The sequence below is a fragment of the Nitrogeniibacter aestuarii genome (assembly GCF_017309585.1).
GTDB classification, from domain to species: domain Bacteria; phylum Pseudomonadota; class Gammaproteobacteria; order Burkholderiales; family Rhodocyclaceae; genus Nitrogeniibacter; species Nitrogeniibacter aestuarii.
On the sequence record NZ_CP071321.1, the window covers coordinates 1,823,065 to 1,841,688 of the forward strand.

Consider the following 18,624-nt stretch of genomic DNA (forward strand, 5'->3'; position numbering starts at 1 on the left):
CCGCAGACCCCGTTTCTACGCAAGGAGTAGATCAGCAATGAAGGATATTTACGTCGAATTCAAGGGTAGCGACCTGAAGGGTGACTCCCGCGACGCCAAGCACAAGGATCAGGTTGAAGTGTCGACCTGGAGTCACACCATGCGTCAACCCAAGTCGGCGACCGCGTCGGCAGCGGGTGGTCACACGGCCGAGCGTGTCGAGCACGGCGAGATGATCTTCACCAAGGACATCGATGGTTCGAGCCCCAAGCTCTACCAGGCATGCTCCTCGGGTCTGGTCGTCAATGACGTGATCATCTATTTCTACCGTGCTTTCGGTGGCAAGAACACCACTGGCAACCCCAGCGGTACCCAGAACCGTCACCAGTACATGAAGATCGAACTGAAGAACGTGATCGTTTCTTCCGTTTCCCCGTCTGTGTCCGACGAAGGCATCCCGTCCGAGACCTTCTCTCTGAAGTATTCCGCTGTGAAGTGGACCTACGACGAGCTGAACATCGACGGTAACAAGTCCGGCAAGGTCAACATCCAGGGCGCCTGGAACCTGGCCAAGAACACGCCGAGCCTGACGTAATCGGTCGGTTGTTCCAAGGAACGGCGGAACGTTTGTTCCGCCGTTCTTTTTGGTTGGATCCGCCATGAAAGGCTTCGAACCCTCCCTGCTCGACAAGCTCTTCTGCGACGACGTGGCTTCGCCTGTTCGACGCAGGCTTTCGCTCGACGAATTGAAAGACTCGGTCGCCCGAGATCTCGAGGCGCTGCTCAATGCCCGGACGACGGTTGACGAAGGCTTGTCCAAGGCGTTTCCGGAGAGCATGCGCTCTGTGGTGACGTTTGGCCTGAATGACTTTGCCGGCATGTCCCTGGCGAGCGTGCATGACAGGGCCCGGATTTGCCAGTCGATCGAGCGGACGATCGCTCGTCATGAGCCCCGCTTGCGCGACGTTCGCGTCAACCTAGAGCTGGATCGGCACTCGATCAATGCGCTGTTCTTCTCGATCAAGGCCATGCTGGTGGTTCGTCCCGCGCAAGAACCTGTGAGTTTCGACGCCATGCTGCAGCCCACGACGCTTCAGTATTCGGTCAATCGCCAGATCAACCGGGGCCTTGGAGGCTAAATGGAAGATCTGCTGCCTTACTACGAGCGCGAGCTGGCCTTTCTCAGAAGGCATTCGCGGGAGTTTGCCGAGCGGTACCCGAAAATTGCCTCTGGTTTGCTGTTGTCGGGCGAAGGCTGTGACGATCCGCATATCGAACGGATGATCGAATCCTTCGCGCTGCTGAACGCACGCGTCAGCAAGAAGATCGAAGACAGCTATCCGCAATTTACCGAGGCGTTGCTCAACGTTCTCTACCCGCACTACCTGAGACCGTTTCCCGCGTGCTCGATTGCATATTTCGACACCGAAGGCGCTGACCTTCAACTGTCGTCGCCGGCAAGCCTGCCCCGAGGTACCGAACTGACGTCCCGTCCCATCAAAGGGGCAAACTGCCGATTCAGGACAGCATGGGATGTCGAACTAGCGCCTATCAGGGTCAGTGGTCTGGAGTTCGACCCCCTGGTTCGAGCGCCGTCCTCCGTGCGGGTCCCCGTCAAGACGTCGGCCCTGTTGACCTTGTCGCTGGATGTGCCGGCCACAGAGGAGGGTTGGCGCGTTCAAAGTCTGTCGCGTCTGCGCTGTTACATCGATGCCGAGCCCTCGATTGCCGCCGCCCTGCGCGACTGCCTGTTCGTCAGGCTGAAGGGGCTCTGGGCGTCGGGCTCGGATGAGCTCTGGCGCAAGGCTGATCCTGCGCTGATTCAGCCGGTCGGGTTTGATGACGAGGAGGCGTTGATCGAGATACCCGACAGTACGCACGCGGCGTATCGCATCCTGACCGAGTATTTTGCCTTTGCCGAGAAGTTCAATTTCTTCGATGTCGATCTGTCGAAACTACCCGGATCGGCCCGGCGCGGGAGCCGACTGAACATCCACCTTGCGTTTTCGGACCTGAGCGCCGACAGCGATGCGGCTCGACTGCTGCAGACGCTGGGCCCAAAGAATATCCGTCTCGGTTGTGTTCCGGTGGTGAATCTGTTCGAACAGCGCGGCGAGCCGATTCGAGTGACCCACCGCCAGACCACTTACCCGGTGGTCGCCGACGCGCGTCGCGCCTATGCCTACGAGGTGTATTCAATTGACTCGGTTCGCCGTGTCAGGCAAAGCGCGCAGGGCGAGCACATCACCGAATTCCGCCCGTTTTTCTCCTTGCGGCACGGCGAGGTGCCGGAGGAAAACGGTAACTACTGGTATGCAGAACGCAATGAACTGGTGGCTGAGCGGAGTCCGGGGTATGAACTTGAGTTGTCGGTGGTTGATGCCGATTTCGATCCCCTGGAGCGCTACGCAGACACCCTGAGCGTCAAGCTCAAATGCACCAACCGGGACTTGCCGACGGCGATGTCGATCGGTATGCCCAGTGGAGACCTCTTTCTTGAGGGCGGCTCGGTCGCCAAGTCGATTCGTCTCTTGCGCAAACCGACGCAACCCGCACGATTCGAGCATCGACGCAGTGGGCAGTGGCGTCTGATCTCCCATCTGTCGCTCAACCATCTTTCGCTGACGCGCAGCGGATTGTCAGCATTCAAGGAAATGCTCACGCTCTACGATCTGCCTCGCACTGCGGTTACGCGCCGGCAGATCGACGGCATCATCGATATCGATCATGCCGACAAGACCGTGTGGATGGCCGGTCAGCCCTTCGCCAGCTTTGTCCGTGGCGTCGAAGTCACGCTGACGGTGGACGAAGAGAGCTTTGTCGGTACCGGGCTGCATGTCTTCGCCCAGGTGCTGGACCGATTCCTGGGGCTTTACGTGCACCTGAACAGTTTCATCCAGCTCGTGCTGATTTCCAGCCGTACCGGGGAGGTATTGATCCGATGCGAACCGCGCACCGGCAATTCGATCCTGGGCTAATCGATCAGATCGAGCAATCGCCACAACAGTTCGAGTTTTTCCAGGCGGTGCGACTGCTCGATCGTTTCTTTCGCGCGCATGGCCGCGGTCGGGGGAACGACGAGGGTGCTGTCTCCGATCTGATCCGTTTTCGAAATTCGCTGCAGCTGTCTTTTGCGCCCAGTCAGATCGAAGCCGCATTGATCGAAGCCGACACTGCCGCGCCTGAGAGTGCGCATCCGAGCCGCAGCATTCGGTATGTCCAGATCACCCCGGCGTTCATGGGCATGCTGGGCATGCATGGGACACTTCCCGTGCATTACACCGAGTCGGTGGAGCGACGCGAACGATTTAACCGCGACCGCAGCGCCCGCGCTTTTTTCGATCTGTTCTCGAATCGGGCGGTCGGCCAGTTTTATCGCGCCTGGCGAAAGTACCGGCTGGCAGTCCAGTACGAAACCGACCGGCGTAATCGTTTCCTGCCCCTCATTCTGGCACTCGGCGGCTTGGGCTTCGAATCTCTGCGCGACCGTCTTGCCGCGTCACCCGGGCGTATCGATGATGAATCGATTGCCCATTTCGCCGGGCTCATGCGCCAGCGGCCGGTGTCGGCGGTTGCATTGCAAAGCATGCTGAGCCAGTACTTCGGTGTTCAAGTGCGTATCGAACAGTTCGTGGGGCGCTGGTATGCACTCCCGAAAGAACAGCGCACGACGCTCGGGGGACGCAACGCGTGCCTGGGTCAAACGGCCATGTCCGGTGAGCGGGTCTGGCAGCGAAATCTCAGGGTACGCGTGCACATTGGTCCGCTTGCCCGCGAAACCTATGAATCTTTCCTGCCCCAAGGCGAGCAGGCTTGCGCACTCGAAAAACTCCTGTCACTCGCCACGGGGTCCCAGTTCGAATACGAAGTACGGCCGATTCTCAGAGCGGCTGACGTCAGACCAACCCAACTGAGTTCTCACGGAGGCGTTCGGCTTGGTTTCGACGCCTTCATGGTCACGCGTGACGTTCACGAAGACCGCGCCGACACGGTGTTTGAACTCCATGCCATTCACTGAAAAATCGAATCGTCATGAGCACATCCCTGAAAACACTCATCAGCAAACTCAACGACCCGTGCCGCGCAGCGGCCGAACGTGCCGCCAACCTGTGCATCTCGAGGGGAAACTACGAGGTGGATCTGGAGCATTTGTTCCTGGCCTTCACCGAACAGCCGGATTCAGATTTCATTACCGTGGCCAAGCGCAGCGGCATCAGTCCGTCCGCGCTTGAGCGGGATCTGTCCGAGGAGATCTCGCGATTCAAGACTGGCAATACGCGTACGCCGGTATTCTCTCCGCATGTGCCCAAGCTGTTCGAGCAGGCCTGGTTGATTGCATCGCTCGACACTCACAACCCGCGCATCCGCTCAGGCCACCTGTTGCTGGCCATGATGAACGAGCCCGACCTGTCCCAACTGGCCTTCCGCGGCTCCAGGCAGTTCGAGAAAATCAAGCGCGAGTCGCTCAAGCACGAATTCGACAAACTGACCGATGGCTCGGCGGAGGCCCGCGCAGCGCGCGGCATGCAGGATGCCACGGACAACGCGGTCGATGACGAGGCTGCGGTCTTGGGGCAGGGCGGCGCCTCTGCCACGCCGGCGCTGGACCAGTTCACCACCAATCTCACCCAGCGTGCCCGGGATGGAAAGATCGATCCGGTGATCGGTCGCGATGCCGAGATTCGGCAGACCATCGACATTCTCATGCGCCGGCGCCAGAACAATCCGATTCTGACCGGTGAAGCCGGCGTCGGTAAAACGGCGGTCGTTGAGGGGCTCGCACTGCGCATTGCCAAAGACGACGTACCGCCACCGCTGGTCGGCGTCGAACTGCATACCCTCGACATGGGCTTGCTGCAAGCCGGCGCCAGCGTAAAGGGCGAATTCGAGAACCGCCTGAAGAATGTCATCGACGAGGTCAAGAAGAGTCCCAAGCCGATTATTCTCTTCATCGACGAGGCCCACACCATGATTGGTGCCGGTGGGCAGTCCGGGCAGAACGACGCGGCCAATCTGCTCAAGCCGGCCCTGGCGCGCGGCGAACTGCGCACGGTGGCTGCAACGACGTGGGCGGAATACAAGAAGTACTTCGAAAAAGATGCCGCGCTCGCGCGTCGCTTTCAGGTGGTGAAGGTCGAAGAGCCCTCCGAGTCACTCGCTGCGGCCATGCTGCGCGGCATGGTGCCGCTCATGGAGTCGCATTTCGGTATTCGGGTGCTGGACGAAGCGGTCAGCGAAGCCGTGCGCCTGTCTCACCGCTACATCAGCGGACGTCAGCTCCCCGACAAGGCCATCAGTGTGCTGGATACCGCGTGTGCCAAGGTGGCCCTGGGGCAGAGCGCGACCCCCGCCCTGATCGACGAAGCAGAAAAACGACTGGAGCGAGAGCGCGCCGAACTGGTGGCCCTGGAGCGTGAGGCCGCTTCGGGCATGTGGCATGACACCCGTCTGGGCGAACTCAAGGCACAAATCAGCGCCATCGAGAAAGATCTGGTCGATCACCGCCAGCGATTTGAGCAGGAAAAAGCCCTGGTGGCAGAGATTCTCGCGCTGCGTGAAGTCCGCGAGAGCAGTACTGCAAACGACGCAGAGCCGGCGCCAAAGGGCAAGAAGAAGGCGGCCAGGCAAGACGATGAAGTCGACGCCAAGCTGGCGCAGCTGCGCGAGTTGCAAGGTGAGACGCCCATGGTGCCTCTACAGGTGGACGGACATGTGGTTGCTGAAATCGTGGCCGCCTGGACCGGTATCCCGTTGGGCAAGATGGTCAAGGACGAGATCCAGACCGTGCTCAACCTCAAACCCATGCTGCAAACCCGCGTCATTGGTCAGGATCATGCGCTTGACGCGGTTGCCCAGCGCGTACGCACCGCTCGCGCCAACCTTGAAGACCCGAACAAGCCCAAAGGCGTTTTCATGTTTGTTGGGCCGTCCGGCGTTGGCAAGACCGAGACCGCACTGGCCCTGGCCGACATTCTCTACGGTGGCGAGCGCAAGCTTGTGACCATCAACATGAGTGAATATCAGGAGGCCCACTCCGTCTCCGGCCTCAAGGGCTCGCCGCCGGGGTACGTGGGCTACGGCGAAGGCGGTGTGCTCACCGAGGCCGTGCGTCGTAACCCGTACAGCGTGGTGCTGCTCGATGAAGTCGAAAAGGCGCACCCCGATGTGCTCGAGTTGTTCTTCCAGGTGTTCGACAAAGGCGTGCTCGACGATGCCGAGGGGCGCGAGATCGACTTCCGCAACACCTTGATCATCCTGACGAGCAATGTCGGCTCCAGCCAGATCATGCAAGCCTGCCTCAATCAGGCGCCCGAAGATCTGCCCGCTGCCGACGACCTGGCCGATGCCTTGCGCCCTGTGCTGTTCAAGCATTTCAAGCCGGCGTTCCTCGGGCGAATGAAAGTGGTGCCGTACTACCCGATCAGCGACGAGGTTCTGGTGAGCATCATCGAACTCAAGCTCGGTCGCATCCGCGATCGCGTTGCTGCCAACCACAAGGCGGAATTTGTCTGGGATGACAAACTCGTCGACGCGGTGCTGGCACGCTGCACCGAAGTGGATTCCGGCGCACGCAACGTGGACCACATTCTCAGCGGTACCTTGTTGCCGCAGGTGGCCGAAGAAGTGCTGGCGCGTATGGCCGAAGGCGGCGAGATCTCGCGGATCCGGGCGACGGCGCTCAAGAGCGGCGAATTCAAGTACACCATCAAATGAAACGAGAGACCCACGTGCGCCCGATCCCGCCTCGTGCCGCCCGGTGGCTCGCAGGGCTGTCGACGATGGTGGTGGTGAGCGGCGCCGGGTTCGCGCACAACCATGGCGCGGGGGCGGTCGAATCTGCCTCGGGCGAGACCATGAGCATCTCGCGCCTGCTCACGCACGCGGATGGGCAGCCGGTGACCCCGATTCCACCGTCTGTCTCCGTCGGCATGCGCAAGAGCCTCGCGCACGATCAGGTCATGATGTTCATTGCCGGGGTGGTCGACAGCGGTGAGGGCTCTCGCTGGTGTATCGATGCTTCCGGACAGTCCCGCCTGGCGGTGTCCCGCGATTTGATTGATGGTTTGCGCAGCGATCCGGTTCCGACACGTTCTGCGGCGCACGCGCTTGCCGACCTGTTGTTTGCGACCTATCCGTGCGGCGAGAAGAAGATTGTCGACTCTGAGACCGAAAACAGGCATTAATCCATACTGAATATGACAATGTTGTGAGATATTCGCCCCTGAATTTTCTGGTGAACCTCTCTGTAGCGCGAATGTAACGGCATGAACCCACTTGATCTAGGCTCTTTCTGGCATCAGACCGACCGTCTGATGATTTTGCAGACGCCCCTTGGTCGCGACGTCCTTCTCGCCGAATCGGCGCAAGTCGTCGAGGGGCTTGGTCCGGTACGCGCGCACGCCGGGTATCGCATCAAGCTCACCGCCTTGTCGTCCCGCGCCGATCTCGATCCCACGCAACTGCTCGGCCAAACGGTTCGTCTCGATCTGCAGACCAGCCTGGCCCGTGACGACCGACGTCCCTTCCATGGGCATGTCACCCGCTTCGAGCGCACCGGCGCCAATGGCGGTTTCGCCCGCTATGCCCTCACCATCGAACCGTGGCTGGCCATGCTCGGTTATCGTGCAGACAGCTACGTGTTCCAGGACAAGACCGTCTTCGAAATCGTCGACGAACTGCTGGGCGACTGGCAGGGGCAGGGCATGATGGTGCCCGCCTGGTCCTGGGAGATCGCCGATCGGGCGCGATACCCCAAGCGCTCGTTCACGGTTCAGTTCGAGGAAACCGACCTGCATTTCCTCCGTCGCCTGTTGGCGGATGAAGGCCTGTTCTGCTGGTTCGAACACCAGGCGGACGAAACACAAGCGTTCGGTGCGCACACCCTGATCATTGCCGACCACAATGGCGCCTTTGCCGACAACACTCAGGCGCAGTTCCGTTTCACCCAGCCCGGTGCCGCCCTGGCGGAAGACAGCCTCGATCGCTGGGCGGGGGCACGCCAGCTGGCCACCCGTGAATCCGCCGCGGCTACCTGGGACTATCGTGCCGCCCAGGCACAAACACAGACTGGTGCCTCGCTTACGGACAATGGGGAGGCAGCACCGCCCATGACCGCGACTGACGATGCGGGTCAGTACGGATGGCAGTCGGCTGCTCAGGGCGAGCGACGCCTGCAGAACCGACAGCAAGCCATTGACGCCCGCAACAAGCTGTTCGCCGCCGAAGGCAGCGTACGCACCGCGGCGCCCGCCACCGTCTTTACGCTGGCAGACCACCCCGAGCATGCGCTTGAGGGGGAAGACGACGCCCGCTTCGTGATCGTGAGCGTCACGCATCAGGCGCGAAACAATCTGGCCGAGCGGATTCCGCAAGCCATCGAAGCACTCGGCGCCTCGCAAGACAGCGACAACGAGACCACGCCGCTTTACCGCAACCAGCTCACCGTGCTGCGCGCCTACGTGCCCTGGCGGGCCCTGGCCATCCAGGCATCGGGGCAGCCCGTATTCCCGAAGCCGGCCGTGCCGGCCATGCTCAATGCGGTTGTCGTCGGTGCAGGCGAGCCCACGCACACCGACCGCGATCTGCGCGTACGGGTGCAGTTTGCCTGGCAGCGTGGCGGACAGGGTGCCAACCGGCTCGAACACCCGGCCGGTGACGACAATGCACCTGCCTCCGATGCGCTTGGCGTCTGGCTGCGCATGGCCGCGCCAGTGGCCGGCGCCAATTGGGGCGGCCACTTCCACCCGCGCCCCGGGCAGGAGGTCGCGGTCGGATTCCTCCATGGCGATATCGACCGCCCGGTCATCCTCAGTGCCAGCTACAACGGGCGCGGCGCGGCAGACGCACAGAGCAACCAGCAGTCGCAGGGCGACATGCAAAGCAGCGGCAATGCGCCGGCCTTCTTTGCCGGCGAGCAAAACGAGCCGCACACGCATCGGGCTAGCCTGTCCGGCCTCAAAACCCAGCAGCTGTCCGCCAGCCGCAGCGGGGGCGGCGGATTCAACCAGATCGTGTTCGACGACACGCCCGGCCAACCGCGCATCGAACTGGGCACCACCGAATACGCCAGCGCACTGCAGCTGGGCCACCTGAAGCATCAAAGCGACAACGCCCGCCACGACAGCCTGGGGCATGGCGCCAGCCTGCACACCCAGGCCAGCGGCGCGCTCAGAGCCGGCAGCGGCCTGCTCGTGAGCGCTGATGCCCGTCAGGGGGCACGCAGTGCCCACCTCGACAGCCGCGAGCCCATCGCCCAGACGCAAGAGGCCCAGGCCTTGAGCACCGCACTGGCCGACGTGGCTGCCAAGCAAAATGCCGCGCTCGACGGCGATGCTGCGGCGGCCGAGCTCAGCGCCAACGCCGCACTTCAGAACGCCGCAGACACCATGGGCGCCACCACCTCGCGTTCGTCCAGCGCCAGCGCGGGCGGCAGCGCAAGCGGATCGGACTTCGTGGCCGTCCAGGGCGGCACGGGCACCATCCCCGCATGGAGCAAACCGCGCATCCAGTACGCGGCCCCCAAAGGCATCGCCCAACTGACCCCCGCCAACGCCATGCTGGTCTCCGGCAAAACCACCAGCCTCACCACCGGTCAGGCCACCAACTGGGTCGCCCAGGCCAACCACACCCTGGCCACCAAGGACGGCATCGCACTGTTCACCGTCGGCAAGGCCGAAGGCCGCGCCGCAAACACCGAAACCGGCATCCACCTGCACGCCGCCAGCGGCAAGGTCAGCACCCAGGCCCAGAGCGGCCAGATCCGCGCCGCCGCCGACAAAAAGGTCACCGTCGCCAGCACCGCCGCCAACGTGAACGCCAGCGCCCAAGGCCACCTGCTGGCCACCGCCAAGGGCGCGTACCTGAAAATCGATGGCGGCAACATCCAGATCCACGCCCCGGGCGCAGTGCAACTCAAGGCCAGCCAGAAGAATCTGACCGGGCCGAAGAGCAGTAGTGTGAGTGCGAGTTTGCCCAAGGCGGGGGATTTGAAGGGGTGCGTTCAAAATGCGGCAATTGCGGCGGGCAATGGTGGGGCGCTCGCGTGATACCGTCAGATTGGGCGGTGGCACGTCTTGACGGTGTAATAACGCAATTTTGGGAGCGAGTGGAACAGACGGGTGGCGCCAGCGTGTTCGTGTTTTGCGACCCGATACTGACCGATCCCGTGTTGGCGTTGACGGGGCAAGGTTTCAACCTGCCTGTGCCAAAGACTGTCCGTATGCCGCTTAGCCGCGGACTCCAGCCATTTACGCTGCAGATACCTAGCGATCTTGCTGGTGAAAAGTTGCTTCAGGCTACGTTCGAAATTGCATTGGGTGAAGTCGAATTTGCCTCGGCAAACCTGCCAGCTCCGCGAAGCGTGTGCGCCTGGTTAATGGTTGATGCCGTCGACGTCGCCGCCTTGCATGTAAACCTGTCTCAGGCGGCTCGTCCGCCGAAGGGCCTCGCTGGTTCCAGCCTATTCCGTTATTGGGATCCTCGCGTCTTCGCCCATCTGATACGGATCCTGGGTAGCTCTGCGCTTTCAGCTTGGCTCGGCTCGAAGATGCGCTGGTGCTGGCTCGACTGGGCCGGTCAGTTGCAGTGCTTCGATGCATCGCCTTCCGAAGCAATGCCGCAATATCTTGAAGCACCACAGCTTGCCGCGCTCGAGCGTATCGCGGAAGTTAACCAATGCCTGGTCCATAGCGGCCAAGCGCTTGCGTTGGATCAAGCTCGAGCTTTGCTGCACTTCGATTCCCTAGTCGAATACGCCAGTCAGTCCGGTTGTCGAAGTGCGACCGACCGCGTGCTCTTTGCCTTGTTGTCGTCGCAGTTCGGTCGTGGCTTCGAGCGCGCCGAAGCACTCCAACCGTACTTCAATGATTTTCTTCAACGAAAAAGCGATTTCTCCACTTGCGCTGCTTCCGTACCCGAAACGGTTTGGGAAGTGCTGGCGCACTCGGCAACGGAGGCCCGAAAATGAGCACGACTGAGCTGATCCAAAAAACGCTGGCATCCAGCACCACCGACACTGGTAGCGATTGCGACGCCTGCCCCAGCGTTGGCCTGCCCATTCTGCTCACACGCATCGGTGTCGCCCCAAAGGCCATGCCGGTATTTGACTTGCCCGCTCAGGCACAAGCGGTACTCGACGGCATTGGCGCTCCTGCCCTCGGGCATGCGCGCTACACGCTCAGAACCATGCGCGCCGGCTTCGTTTACATCCGATACCAACGCGCCGATACGGGCATTTGGCGCTGGCAGTGCTACATGGTCTCGCCGTCGGGTCTGCTGCGCGAGATACCGCTCAGTACCCAGCCCGTGCCAACCCCCAGCGAACCGGCCTGCAACCGCAAGGCTCACAGTATCAACGCGTCCATCATCAGTCTTCCCGAGCCGGAAAAGATCGCCAAGGCCTACTTCGCGTACAGCGAACATTTCTGGACCAAGAGTGTGCGTGATCATTGGGCGAAAGATCCGCTACCTCGTTTTATCGAATTCAGTCCTCAGGCATGGCTCGGCTCACAGCAACAGACCGGTGCCATCCCGGTAGGCGAAGCGTCTGGACGCATTCCCGAGTATGGTCCGAAATACGTTGCGAGCTATTTCAAGGACAACTATTTCGAGTTCAAGCCGCGCACCGATGGCGCCGACTTCGCCAGCCTCTCCGATCGCATGAATATGATCCTGCCGGGCAAGGGAGCCGTGCTCACGTTACCAGACCCAATCGGCTGCGCTACGGATCTGAACACCTGGCGCATGTTCGAACTTGACCGCTACAAGACTTATCTTGCCGACCCCGAGGTCGCTTGGAAATACTCCTGCGCCACACAGATCGAAGGGTTGCGCGAGTTCATTCAGGTGCAGACCAAGGCTGAGGTCGCGGCCGAGAAGAAGCGACAACAACGCCGTCGGGGCCCTTATCGCACCGACGCGCAGCGTGCGGAATCGCGTACCCGAAAGAAATGGGAAGATCTCGAAGCACACTACGACGAGGCCGCGCGCAGTGCATTCCTCAAGAGCTACAAGAACAAACGCGACGCGCACCTGAAGAAGATCGAGCAGATCGACCCGGACTATGTCGCCTGGATGAGCGCTACGTCGCTGAGCCTCGCCATGAGCGACTACGACGCGCACAACATCGCCGACGGCCCCGGGGCCATCGAGGTCAGCAGCCGCTTGCTGGCCGGCGGAGTGTTGGGAAAAGATAGTCTCGAGTACTGGAAGCAGATGGCCGAAAAGGATGCGCTGGACGTCTCCAACTACGCCATTGGCGGCATCCTTGCCAATCAGGAGCAGTGGCGCACCGCGTTCAAGAACGCGGATGAGCAGAACATCGGCCAACTGCTGACCGATACGGGCACCCACGGCAAGCTCTTCGACATGCTCTCCAAGGCGGCCGAATCGGACGACCTGGGTGGCGTGACCCGCCATGCCAACACCATCATCAACGAAACGAGCGCCGCACTGCTCACCACGGTGACTGGCGCCTTTAGCGCTGTGGCGAGTGATGCAGCCCGCCGCGCTACCCAGGGCATGACCGACGCGGGCCAGGCGGCCAGCGAAGCGGTCGAAAAGGCCACGTATGAACTCGACCGGCTGCAGGTCAAGCTCGGGCTCGCCTACGCTCACCTGATCGCCGACACGTCCGTGGTGTTGATCAAGATCGAACTGACGCTCGACGAATGGCACCGCATCGCCATGCACATGCTCGGCGAAGGCTTGAAGGACATCACTCGGGAAGCGGGGCGTAACTTCGCCGCTATGGCGCTCGGCGCCCAACTGCGCATTCCGCACGACAGCCCGATGGCACAGCGGCTCATCGGTTTTACCTTCTGGATCTCGGGTAAAGGACACGCCCTGGTCAAGAACCTTGCCGACGCTCTGGGCACCACCGCCGAGGTGTTGATGGGCGCTGGTGCCAATGCCACCAAAGCCTTGGCACGTGGGGCTGCCGCCGGTGCCGAATCGGCCGCCGGCGCTGGTACCCGCATCGGTCAAGGCGCCGCCAAAGGCGCCCAAGCGGCCCTGCGGCGGCTCACCGTCGTCGGCCACAACCTTGCCGAAGGTAGCCAGGTCCTTTCGCGCCTGCCCACCCAATTGGCGGAAACGCGCGCCGTACAAAGCGCCACCCGCATGACCCGCTCCGCCCTGACCATGGCCGGCAGTTCGGAAGTGCGCATTGCCAGCGTCGCCTTGGTATTTCAACTTTATGGGATCAAGCAGGCGATCGATGTTTATGGCAAGACGGATGGTTGGCGCCATAGAGACGCGGCATGGGCCTTGGGCTCATCTGCCGTCGGCCTCACCGGCGCAAGCCTGGAACTTTGGGGTAAGGCCGTGCAAGTTGCCCGGGGTGCCGAAGCTACGATGGTGGGGATATCGGCTGCGACGGTGATCAGGGTAGGCGGGTATTTCGGGGTCGTGACAAGCGCTTATGATTCATATCAGGGTTTCGTGAAGGCCTCGACGTTCTATAAGAGTGGCGACTATGACGCCTCAACGCTTATGGGGATTGCGGGACTTTTTGGAGGAGTAGGGGCAGGGGTCGGGGCTTGGGGGGTGTACATAGGGTCATCTGCATTCTTTGGTCCGGTCGGGATCTTAATTGCTTGCATCGCTTTGGGTGTGGTTTTTACGTATGTCGCCTTCTTGGTAAAGGATACTCAGGTAGAAATTTGGCTGGATCGAAGCAAATTTGGTGCTCACAAACGTACGGAGGGGGCGTTCAAGAGCGCCAAGCAGGAACGCGAAGCAATGGAATTGCTCGGCAGCCAATTAGTGGTCGAATTGGAATGGCACGATACCGGGGTAACGTTCATCAGCGAAGAGGACGAAATCTCCGTCACCGTAAAATGGCCCCATGATTCGCGGGGTACCGTGATGTATGGCCTCGTGCTCCATGGTAAAGGGCGAAAGGTCATCGGAGATCCGGTGATTGACGGTCCCTTGTCCGACCAAACGCTTGCGATACCCGCTGCACTCAAAGGTGGCAACAAGGGCGCGCCGTCTCTGGCGAGTTCTACAGATCTCATGAGGCTACCATCTGAGCATAGCTACAAGCGGGAAGGTGGTCAGAGCAATGGTTCAGGGCAGATTGTTGTCTGGGACGAAGTGTGGAAGGTCAGTGAGCGTTTTGATAAAGCGGAATTGTATTTGCGGTATTTCCCCGAGGAGGGGAATGCAGCGAAGTATTTTGATGACGTGCTTGAAGTCGCAGATTGAAAGTATGGGGTTCAATGGAATGAACGAGAACGGTTGGGAGAATGACCGGAATGTGACCGATGTGGCGCTGGAGCCGGTTTCTGCGGGGGTCGTGAAAACTTTGCCGAAGTTATCGGAATCTGTTTCTTGGAGAGATTTTGGCTCAAATTTCTTCTCAGACGTTTCTGGACTTAATGGTAGCTACTTGCAGGTTACTTGGAATGACGCTGTCGATCGAATTGCTGGTATGGTTGTTCTATTATTCATTCTCCCTCAGATGGTTGTCGCAAGTGTATTCTTACTTTTGGTAGGGGCGAAAGCTGGACATGGATATATGCTCCTTGTGGCAGGTGTGATGCTTGTTTGCTTTGTCGTCCTGTATTTTGTGAGTAGGGCGTTTTTCTCGCTTCCACGAGGAGAGGTCGTTCGTTTTTGTAGAAAGAATCGGAAAATTTACAAAGCATACGCCCCGCGAAAACAAGTAATTGGCTTTGTGGTTCCGACGAAACGGCGTGCAGAAATCGTTGCCTATGACTGGGCCAATGTCCGTGCCGAGATCACGAAGGGTTACTACGCGACCGGAGCAACCGCGGGCCGGCTGCATTTTCTCCAACTGGCCGTGCTTGATCCTCAGACCAAGCAGGTGATCGACCGCTTCATCATCGGAAAGAAGTCTTTTGTCGGGTTCGCCGACCGGGTCCAGCTTTGGGAATTGATTCGCCGTTACATGCAGGAGCCCGATCGCAAGTGGGACTATGTCCCGACGAACGTTTACCGTGAGTCGAGTTTCGAATCTTTCGACTACGCCAATCCGGTATCCATCTTCCTGCGTAACGAGACCACCCCGGCCTTCTTCATCGGTCTCTTCGGTTGGCTTCTGAGCCCCGTGATGGCACTGGCCGGTGTCAGTCGCTGGATCATCTTCCATCTGACGACCGCGCCGGATTGGCGCGAACTGGATCGAACGGTATTTCAATACCCCGAGCAGGGCGACGAGCAAAAACCCAATCTGAGTGCTACGGAACGCAAGCGCCGGGTTCGTTGGATGTGGGTCTGGGTGCTGTCGGTGGGGTTCGCGATGGCAGGCTTTGTGGCGATCGCGGTCATGCATTCAAGCGTTTGATCGTTTCGCGGTAGGCGTGAATCCACTGGGTCATGGGCTGGTTTGGACTGGCTTGGGAAGAGTGGAGATTAATTGAATGAATGAGAACCGTTGGGAGAATGATCGGAATGTGACGGAGGTGGCGTTGGCTCCAGCTTCTGCGGGGGGCATCAAGACGTTGCCGAGATCGACTGAAATGGTCAGCAGTAAGGAGCTTGATTCACGCTCTTTCTCTGAGGTAACTGGGGCAAACGCAAGCTATCTTCAAGTCGTTTGGGGGGATGTGTCGGATAGAACAATGGGAGCAGGGATGGTTGTTCTGTTGACGCCATTTTTCTCTCTTCTGCCGTTCGTGGCGTTTTATATGTTTGGTGATGATGACCTAGGCGTCTTGAGTGCCGCATTACTCATGATGCTGCTTTTGTGTTTTCTCTATTACGTATCAGTTGCGTCATTTGTCATTGTTCCAAGAGGTGAAGTTGTTCGTTTTTGTAGAAAGAGCGGGAAAATTTACAAAGCATACGCCCCGCGAAAACAAGTAATTGGCTTTGTGGTTCCGACGAAACGGCGTGCAGAAATCGTTGCCTATGACTGGGCCAATGTCCGTGCCGAGATCACGAAGGGTTACTACGCGACCGGAGCAACAGCGGGCCGACTGCATTTTCTCCAACTGGCCGTCCTGGATCCTCAGACCAAGCAGGTGATCGACCGCTTCATCATCGGAAAGAAGTCTTTCGTCGGGTTCGCCGACCGGGTCCAGCTTTGGGAATTGATTCGCCGCTACATGCAGGAGCCCGATCGCAAGTGGGACTATGTCCCGACGAACGTTTACCGTGAGTCGAGTTTCGAATCTTTCGACTACGCCAATCCGGTATCCATCTTCCTGCGTAACGAGACGACCCCGGCCTTCTTCATCGGTCTCTTCGGTTGGCTTCTGAGCCCCGTGATGGCACTGGCCGGTGTCAGTCGCTGGATCATCTTCCATCTGACGACCGCGCCGGATTGGCGCGAGCTGGATCGATCGGTATTTCAATACCCCGAGCAGCGCGACGAACAAAAACCGAATCTGAGTGCTGCGGAACGCAGGCGTCGGGTTCGTTGGATGTGGGTCTGGGTGCTGTCGGTGGGGCTCGCGATGGCAGGCTTTGTGGCGATCGCGGTGATGCATTCAAGCGTTTGATCGTTTCGCGGTAGGCGTGAATCCACTGGTCATGGGCTGGTTTGGACTGGCTTGGGAAGAGTGGAGAACAATTGAATGAATGAGAACCGTTGGGAGAATGATCGGAATGTGACGGAGACGGCTTTGAAGCCTGTTTCTGCTGGAGTCGTCAAGACTTTGCCAAGCTCATTGGAGTTGGTCAGCAGCAAGGAGCTTGATTCGCGATCCTTTTCAGAAATAACCGGTGTTAACGACAGCTATCTGCAGATTACGTGGGGTGATTCTTTGGATCGAACAATGGGGCTGTTGCTTATGTTTTTTCTGGCCCCATTGTTGCTGAGTATTCCCCTATTTATACTTTATTTAGATGTATTTAAGACAAGCGATTTTAGTGTCTTTTCTTTTCTTATCTCAATTTTTTTCTGCTTTATTGGGTATATTGGAATTAAAGCCTTTGTCTTTGCTCCAAATGGCGAAGTAGTTCGTTTTTGTAGGAATGACGGGAAAATATATAGGGGTTACGCAAACAGGAAACGTCAACTTGGTTTTGTAGTCCCGACGAAACGGAGCGCAGAAATCGTTGCCTATGACTGGGCCAATGTCCGTGCCGAGATCACGAAGGGTTACTACGCGACCGGAGCAACCGCGGGCCGGCTGCATTTTCTCCAACTGGCCGTGTTGGATCCTCAGACCAAGCAGGTGATCGACCGCTTCATCATCGGAAAGAAGTCTTTCGTCGGGTTCGCCGACCGGGTCCAGCTTTGGGAATTGATTCGCCGCTACATGCAGGAGCCCGATCGCAAGTGGGACTATGTCCCGACGAACGTTTACCGTGAGTCGAGTTTCGAATCCTTCGACTACGCCAATCCGGTATCCATCTTCCTGCGAAACGAGACGACCCCGGCCTTCTTCATCGGTCTCTTCGGTTGGCTTCTGAGCCCCGTGATGGCACTGGCCGGTGTCAGTCGCTGGATCATCTTCCATCTGACGACCGCGCCGGATTGGCGCGAACTGGATCGAACGGTATTTCAATACCCCGAGCAGGGCGACGAGCAAAAACCCAATCTGAGTGCTACGGAACGCAAGCGCCGGGTTCGTTGGATGTGGGTCTGGGGGCTGTCGGTGGGGCTCGTGATGGCAGGCTTTGTGGCGATCGCGGTCATGCATTCAAGCGTTTGAGCGTTTCGCGACAGGCGTGAATCCACTGGGTCATGGGCTGGTTTGGACAGCCCGGGGAATCATGTGGTTTCTAAGCCTCCAGTCGAGGTTTGTTGTGTTGGTCGTGAATGATTTTGGCTACCGTGCTTGAGGTATAAAGATTGCTCTTATACCATCGGCGTATTTTGTTAGCTAAACGTCATTGTGCCTCCTATGCATCGAACGACAACCGAGGAGCCGCGCCGAGAGAGTGAACGCTTGTTCGCGTTTGTGAGCCGTGCCCCGGATGGTTCGGTTTCCCTCGGCTGGGTGGAATCGGTGGTTCAGCTGGTGATCGTGGTGTCGCTGGCGGCGTTTGCGCTGGAGACGCTGCCGGATCTGACTGACGGCCAGAAGTCGGTGCTCGGTTTGGTCGAGTTGGGGTGTGTGGGTGTCTTCAGCCTTGAGTATGTCGTGCGTCTGGCGCTGACCCGGCCCTGGCGAAAGTACGCCTTCAGTTTCTTTGGGGTGGTTGATCTGGTGGCCATCCTTCCGTTCTATCTCAGCCTCGGGGTCGGGACGGAGTCGGTGAGGGCGCTGCGCTTGTTGCGTCTGTTTCGCATGCTCAAGCTCATGCGCTACAACACGGCAATGCTGCGCTTCTACCGGGCTTTGTGTCTGGCGCGCGAAGAACTGACCCTGTTCGGCACGGCGGCGCTGATCCTGCTGTATCTGTCGGGTGTCGGGGTGTATCAGTTCGAGCACGCGGTTCAGCCCGAGGTGTTCAGGTCGGTCTTCGATGGCTTGTGGTGGGCGTTGTGCACGCTCACCACGGTTGGATACGGTGATCTGTATCCGGTGACCATGGGCGGGCGAATTTTCACTTTCGTGATTCTGGTGATCGGCCTGGGTGTCATTGCCGTTCCGACGGGCCTGGTGGCCTCGGCCATGTCGGAGGCGCGGCATCAGATCGAGCGTGAAATGGATGCCGAAGCACGTCAGCAAACCTTGGTGGTCGAAGAGCCGGAAAACGCAGTGGTGAACCGCCCTTGAATGGCTG

The 18,624-nt window shown here is 59.4% G+C and carries 13 protein-coding genes; all 13 read left to right on the forward strand.

Annotation, left to right across the window (positions count from 1 at the left end):
- Positions 1–37: 37 nt before the first annotated feature.
- The gene (locus tag J0W34_RS08475) at positions 38–574 is read left to right on the forward strand and encodes an Hcp family type VI secretion system effector (protein ID WP_227814957.1); all 537 of its coding nucleotides are present in this window, start codon (positions 38–40) and stop codon (positions 572–574) included.
- 64 nt (positions 575–638) lie between these two features.
- Positions 639–1,118, forward strand: coding sequence for a type VI secretion system baseplate subunit TssE (tssE, locus tag J0W34_RS08480; protein ID WP_227814956.1), 480 nt, complete (start codon positions 639–641; stop codon positions 1,116–1,118).
- The gene (tssF, locus tag J0W34_RS08485; RefSeq protein WP_230971364.1) at positions 1,119–2,957 is read left to right on the forward strand and encodes a type VI secretion system baseplate subunit TssF; all 1,839 of its coding nucleotides are present in this window, start codon (positions 1,119–1,121) and stop codon (positions 2,955–2,957) included. It abuts the gene before it with no gap.
- A complete protein-coding gene (gene tssG / locus J0W34_RS08490) occupies positions 2,921–3,997 on the forward strand; it encodes a type VI secretion system baseplate subunit TssG (RefSeq protein WP_230971365.1) in 1,077 nt (358 codons plus the stop codon). The genes tssF and tssG overlap by 37 nt, the downstream gene beginning before the upstream one ends.
- A gap of 14 nt (positions 3,998–4,011) precedes the next feature.
- Positions 4,012–6,693 carry a type VI secretion system ATPase TssH gene (gene tssH / locus J0W34_RS08495; RefSeq protein WP_230971366.1) on the forward strand — a complete coding sequence of 894 codons (2,682 nt, stop codon included), beginning with the start codon at positions 4,012–4,014 and terminating at the stop codon, positions 6,691–6,693.
- Positions 6,690–7,163: a Rap1a/Tai family immunity protein gene (locus J0W34_RS08500; RefSeq protein WP_230971367.1), complete on the forward strand. Its 474-nt coding sequence runs from the start codon at positions 6,690–6,692 to the stop codon at positions 7,161–7,163. The genes tssH and J0W34_RS08500 overlap by 4 nt, the downstream gene beginning before the upstream one ends.
- 81 nt (positions 7,164–7,244) lie before the next feature.
- Entirely contained in the window at positions 7,245–10,025 is a 2,781-nt protein-coding gene (locus J0W34_RS08505) for a type VI secretion system Vgr family protein (RefSeq protein WP_230971368.1), read from the forward strand.
- Positions 10,026–10,084: 59 nt separating this feature from the next.
- Positions 10,085–10,945, forward strand: a complete 861-nt coding sequence (locus tag J0W34_RS08510; RefSeq protein WP_230971369.1) for a hypothetical protein — start codon at positions 10,085–10,087, stop codon at positions 10,943–10,945.
- Entirely contained in the window at positions 10,942–14,187 is a 3,246-nt protein-coding gene (locus tag J0W34_RS08515) for a T6SS effector BTH_I2691 family protein (RefSeq protein WP_230971370.1), read from the forward strand. Before J0W34_RS08510 ends, J0W34_RS08515 begins: the two co-directional genes overlap by 4 nt.
- On the forward strand, positions 14,171–15,289 hold the full coding sequence (locus J0W34_RS08520; protein WP_230971371.1) for a DUF6708 domain-containing protein: 1,119 nt from the start codon (positions 14,171–14,173) through the stop codon (positions 15,287–15,289). The genes J0W34_RS08515 and J0W34_RS08520 overlap by 17 nt, the downstream gene beginning before the upstream one ends.
- Positions 15,290–15,365: 76 nt before the next feature.
- Positions 15,366–16,448 carry a DUF6708 domain-containing protein gene (locus J0W34_RS08525; RefSeq protein WP_230971372.1) on the forward strand — a complete coding sequence of 361 codons (1,083 nt, stop codon included), beginning with the start codon at positions 15,366–15,368 and terminating at the stop codon, positions 16,446–16,448.
- A gap of 75 nt (positions 16,449–16,523) precedes the next feature.
- Positions 16,524–17,606 (forward strand): DUF6708 domain-containing protein, encoded by a 1,083-nt coding sequence (locus J0W34_RS08530; RefSeq protein ID WP_230971373.1) that lies wholly within the window; start codon positions 16,524–16,526, stop codon positions 17,604–17,606.
- A gap of 237 nt (positions 17,607–17,843) precedes the next feature.
- The gene (locus J0W34_RS08535; RefSeq protein WP_230971374.1) at positions 17,844–18,617 is read left to right on the forward strand and encodes an ion transporter; all 774 of its coding nucleotides are present in this window, start codon (positions 17,844–17,846) and stop codon (positions 18,615–18,617) included.
- The last annotated feature ends 7 nt before the right edge of the window (positions 18,618–18,624 follow it).

Excerpts from the sequence above, each read along its gene's own strand:
- J0W34_RS08475 (WP_227814957.1), top strand. The coding sequence starts at position 38 with ATGAAGGATATTTACGTCGAATTCAAGGGTAGCGACCTGAAGGGTGAC.
- tssE (WP_227814956.1), top strand. The coding sequence starts at position 639 with ATGAAAGGCTTCGAACCCTCCCTGCTCGACAAGCTCTTCTGCGACGAC.
- tssF (WP_230971364.1), top strand. The coding sequence starts at position 1,119 with ATGGAAGATCTGCTGCCTTACTACGAGCGCGAGCTGGCCTTTCTCAGA.
- tssG (WP_230971365.1), top strand. The coding sequence starts at position 2,921 with ATGCGAACCGCGCACCGGCAATTCGATCCTGGGCTAATCGATCAGATC.
- tssH (WP_230971366.1), top strand. The coding sequence starts at position 4,012 with ATGAGCACATCCCTGAAAACACTCATCAGCAAACTCAACGACCCGTGC.
- J0W34_RS08500 (WP_230971367.1), top strand. The coding sequence starts at position 6,690 with ATGAAACGAGAGACCCACGTGCGCCCGATCCCGCCTCGTGCCGCCCGG.
- J0W34_RS08505 (WP_230971368.1), top strand. The coding sequence starts at position 7,245 with ATGAACCCACTTGATCTAGGCTCTTTCTGGCATCAGACCGACCGTCTG.
- J0W34_RS08515 (WP_230971370.1), top strand. The coding sequence starts at position 10,942 with ATGAGCACGACTGAGCTGATCCAAAAAACGCTGGCATCCAGCACCACC.
- J0W34_RS08525 (WP_230971372.1), top strand. The coding sequence starts at position 15,366 with ATGAATGAGAACCGTTGGGAGAATGATCGGAATGTGACGGAGGTGGCG.
- J0W34_RS08530 (WP_230971373.1), top strand. The coding sequence starts at position 16,524 with ATGAATGAGAACCGTTGGGAGAATGATCGGAATGTGACGGAGACGGCT.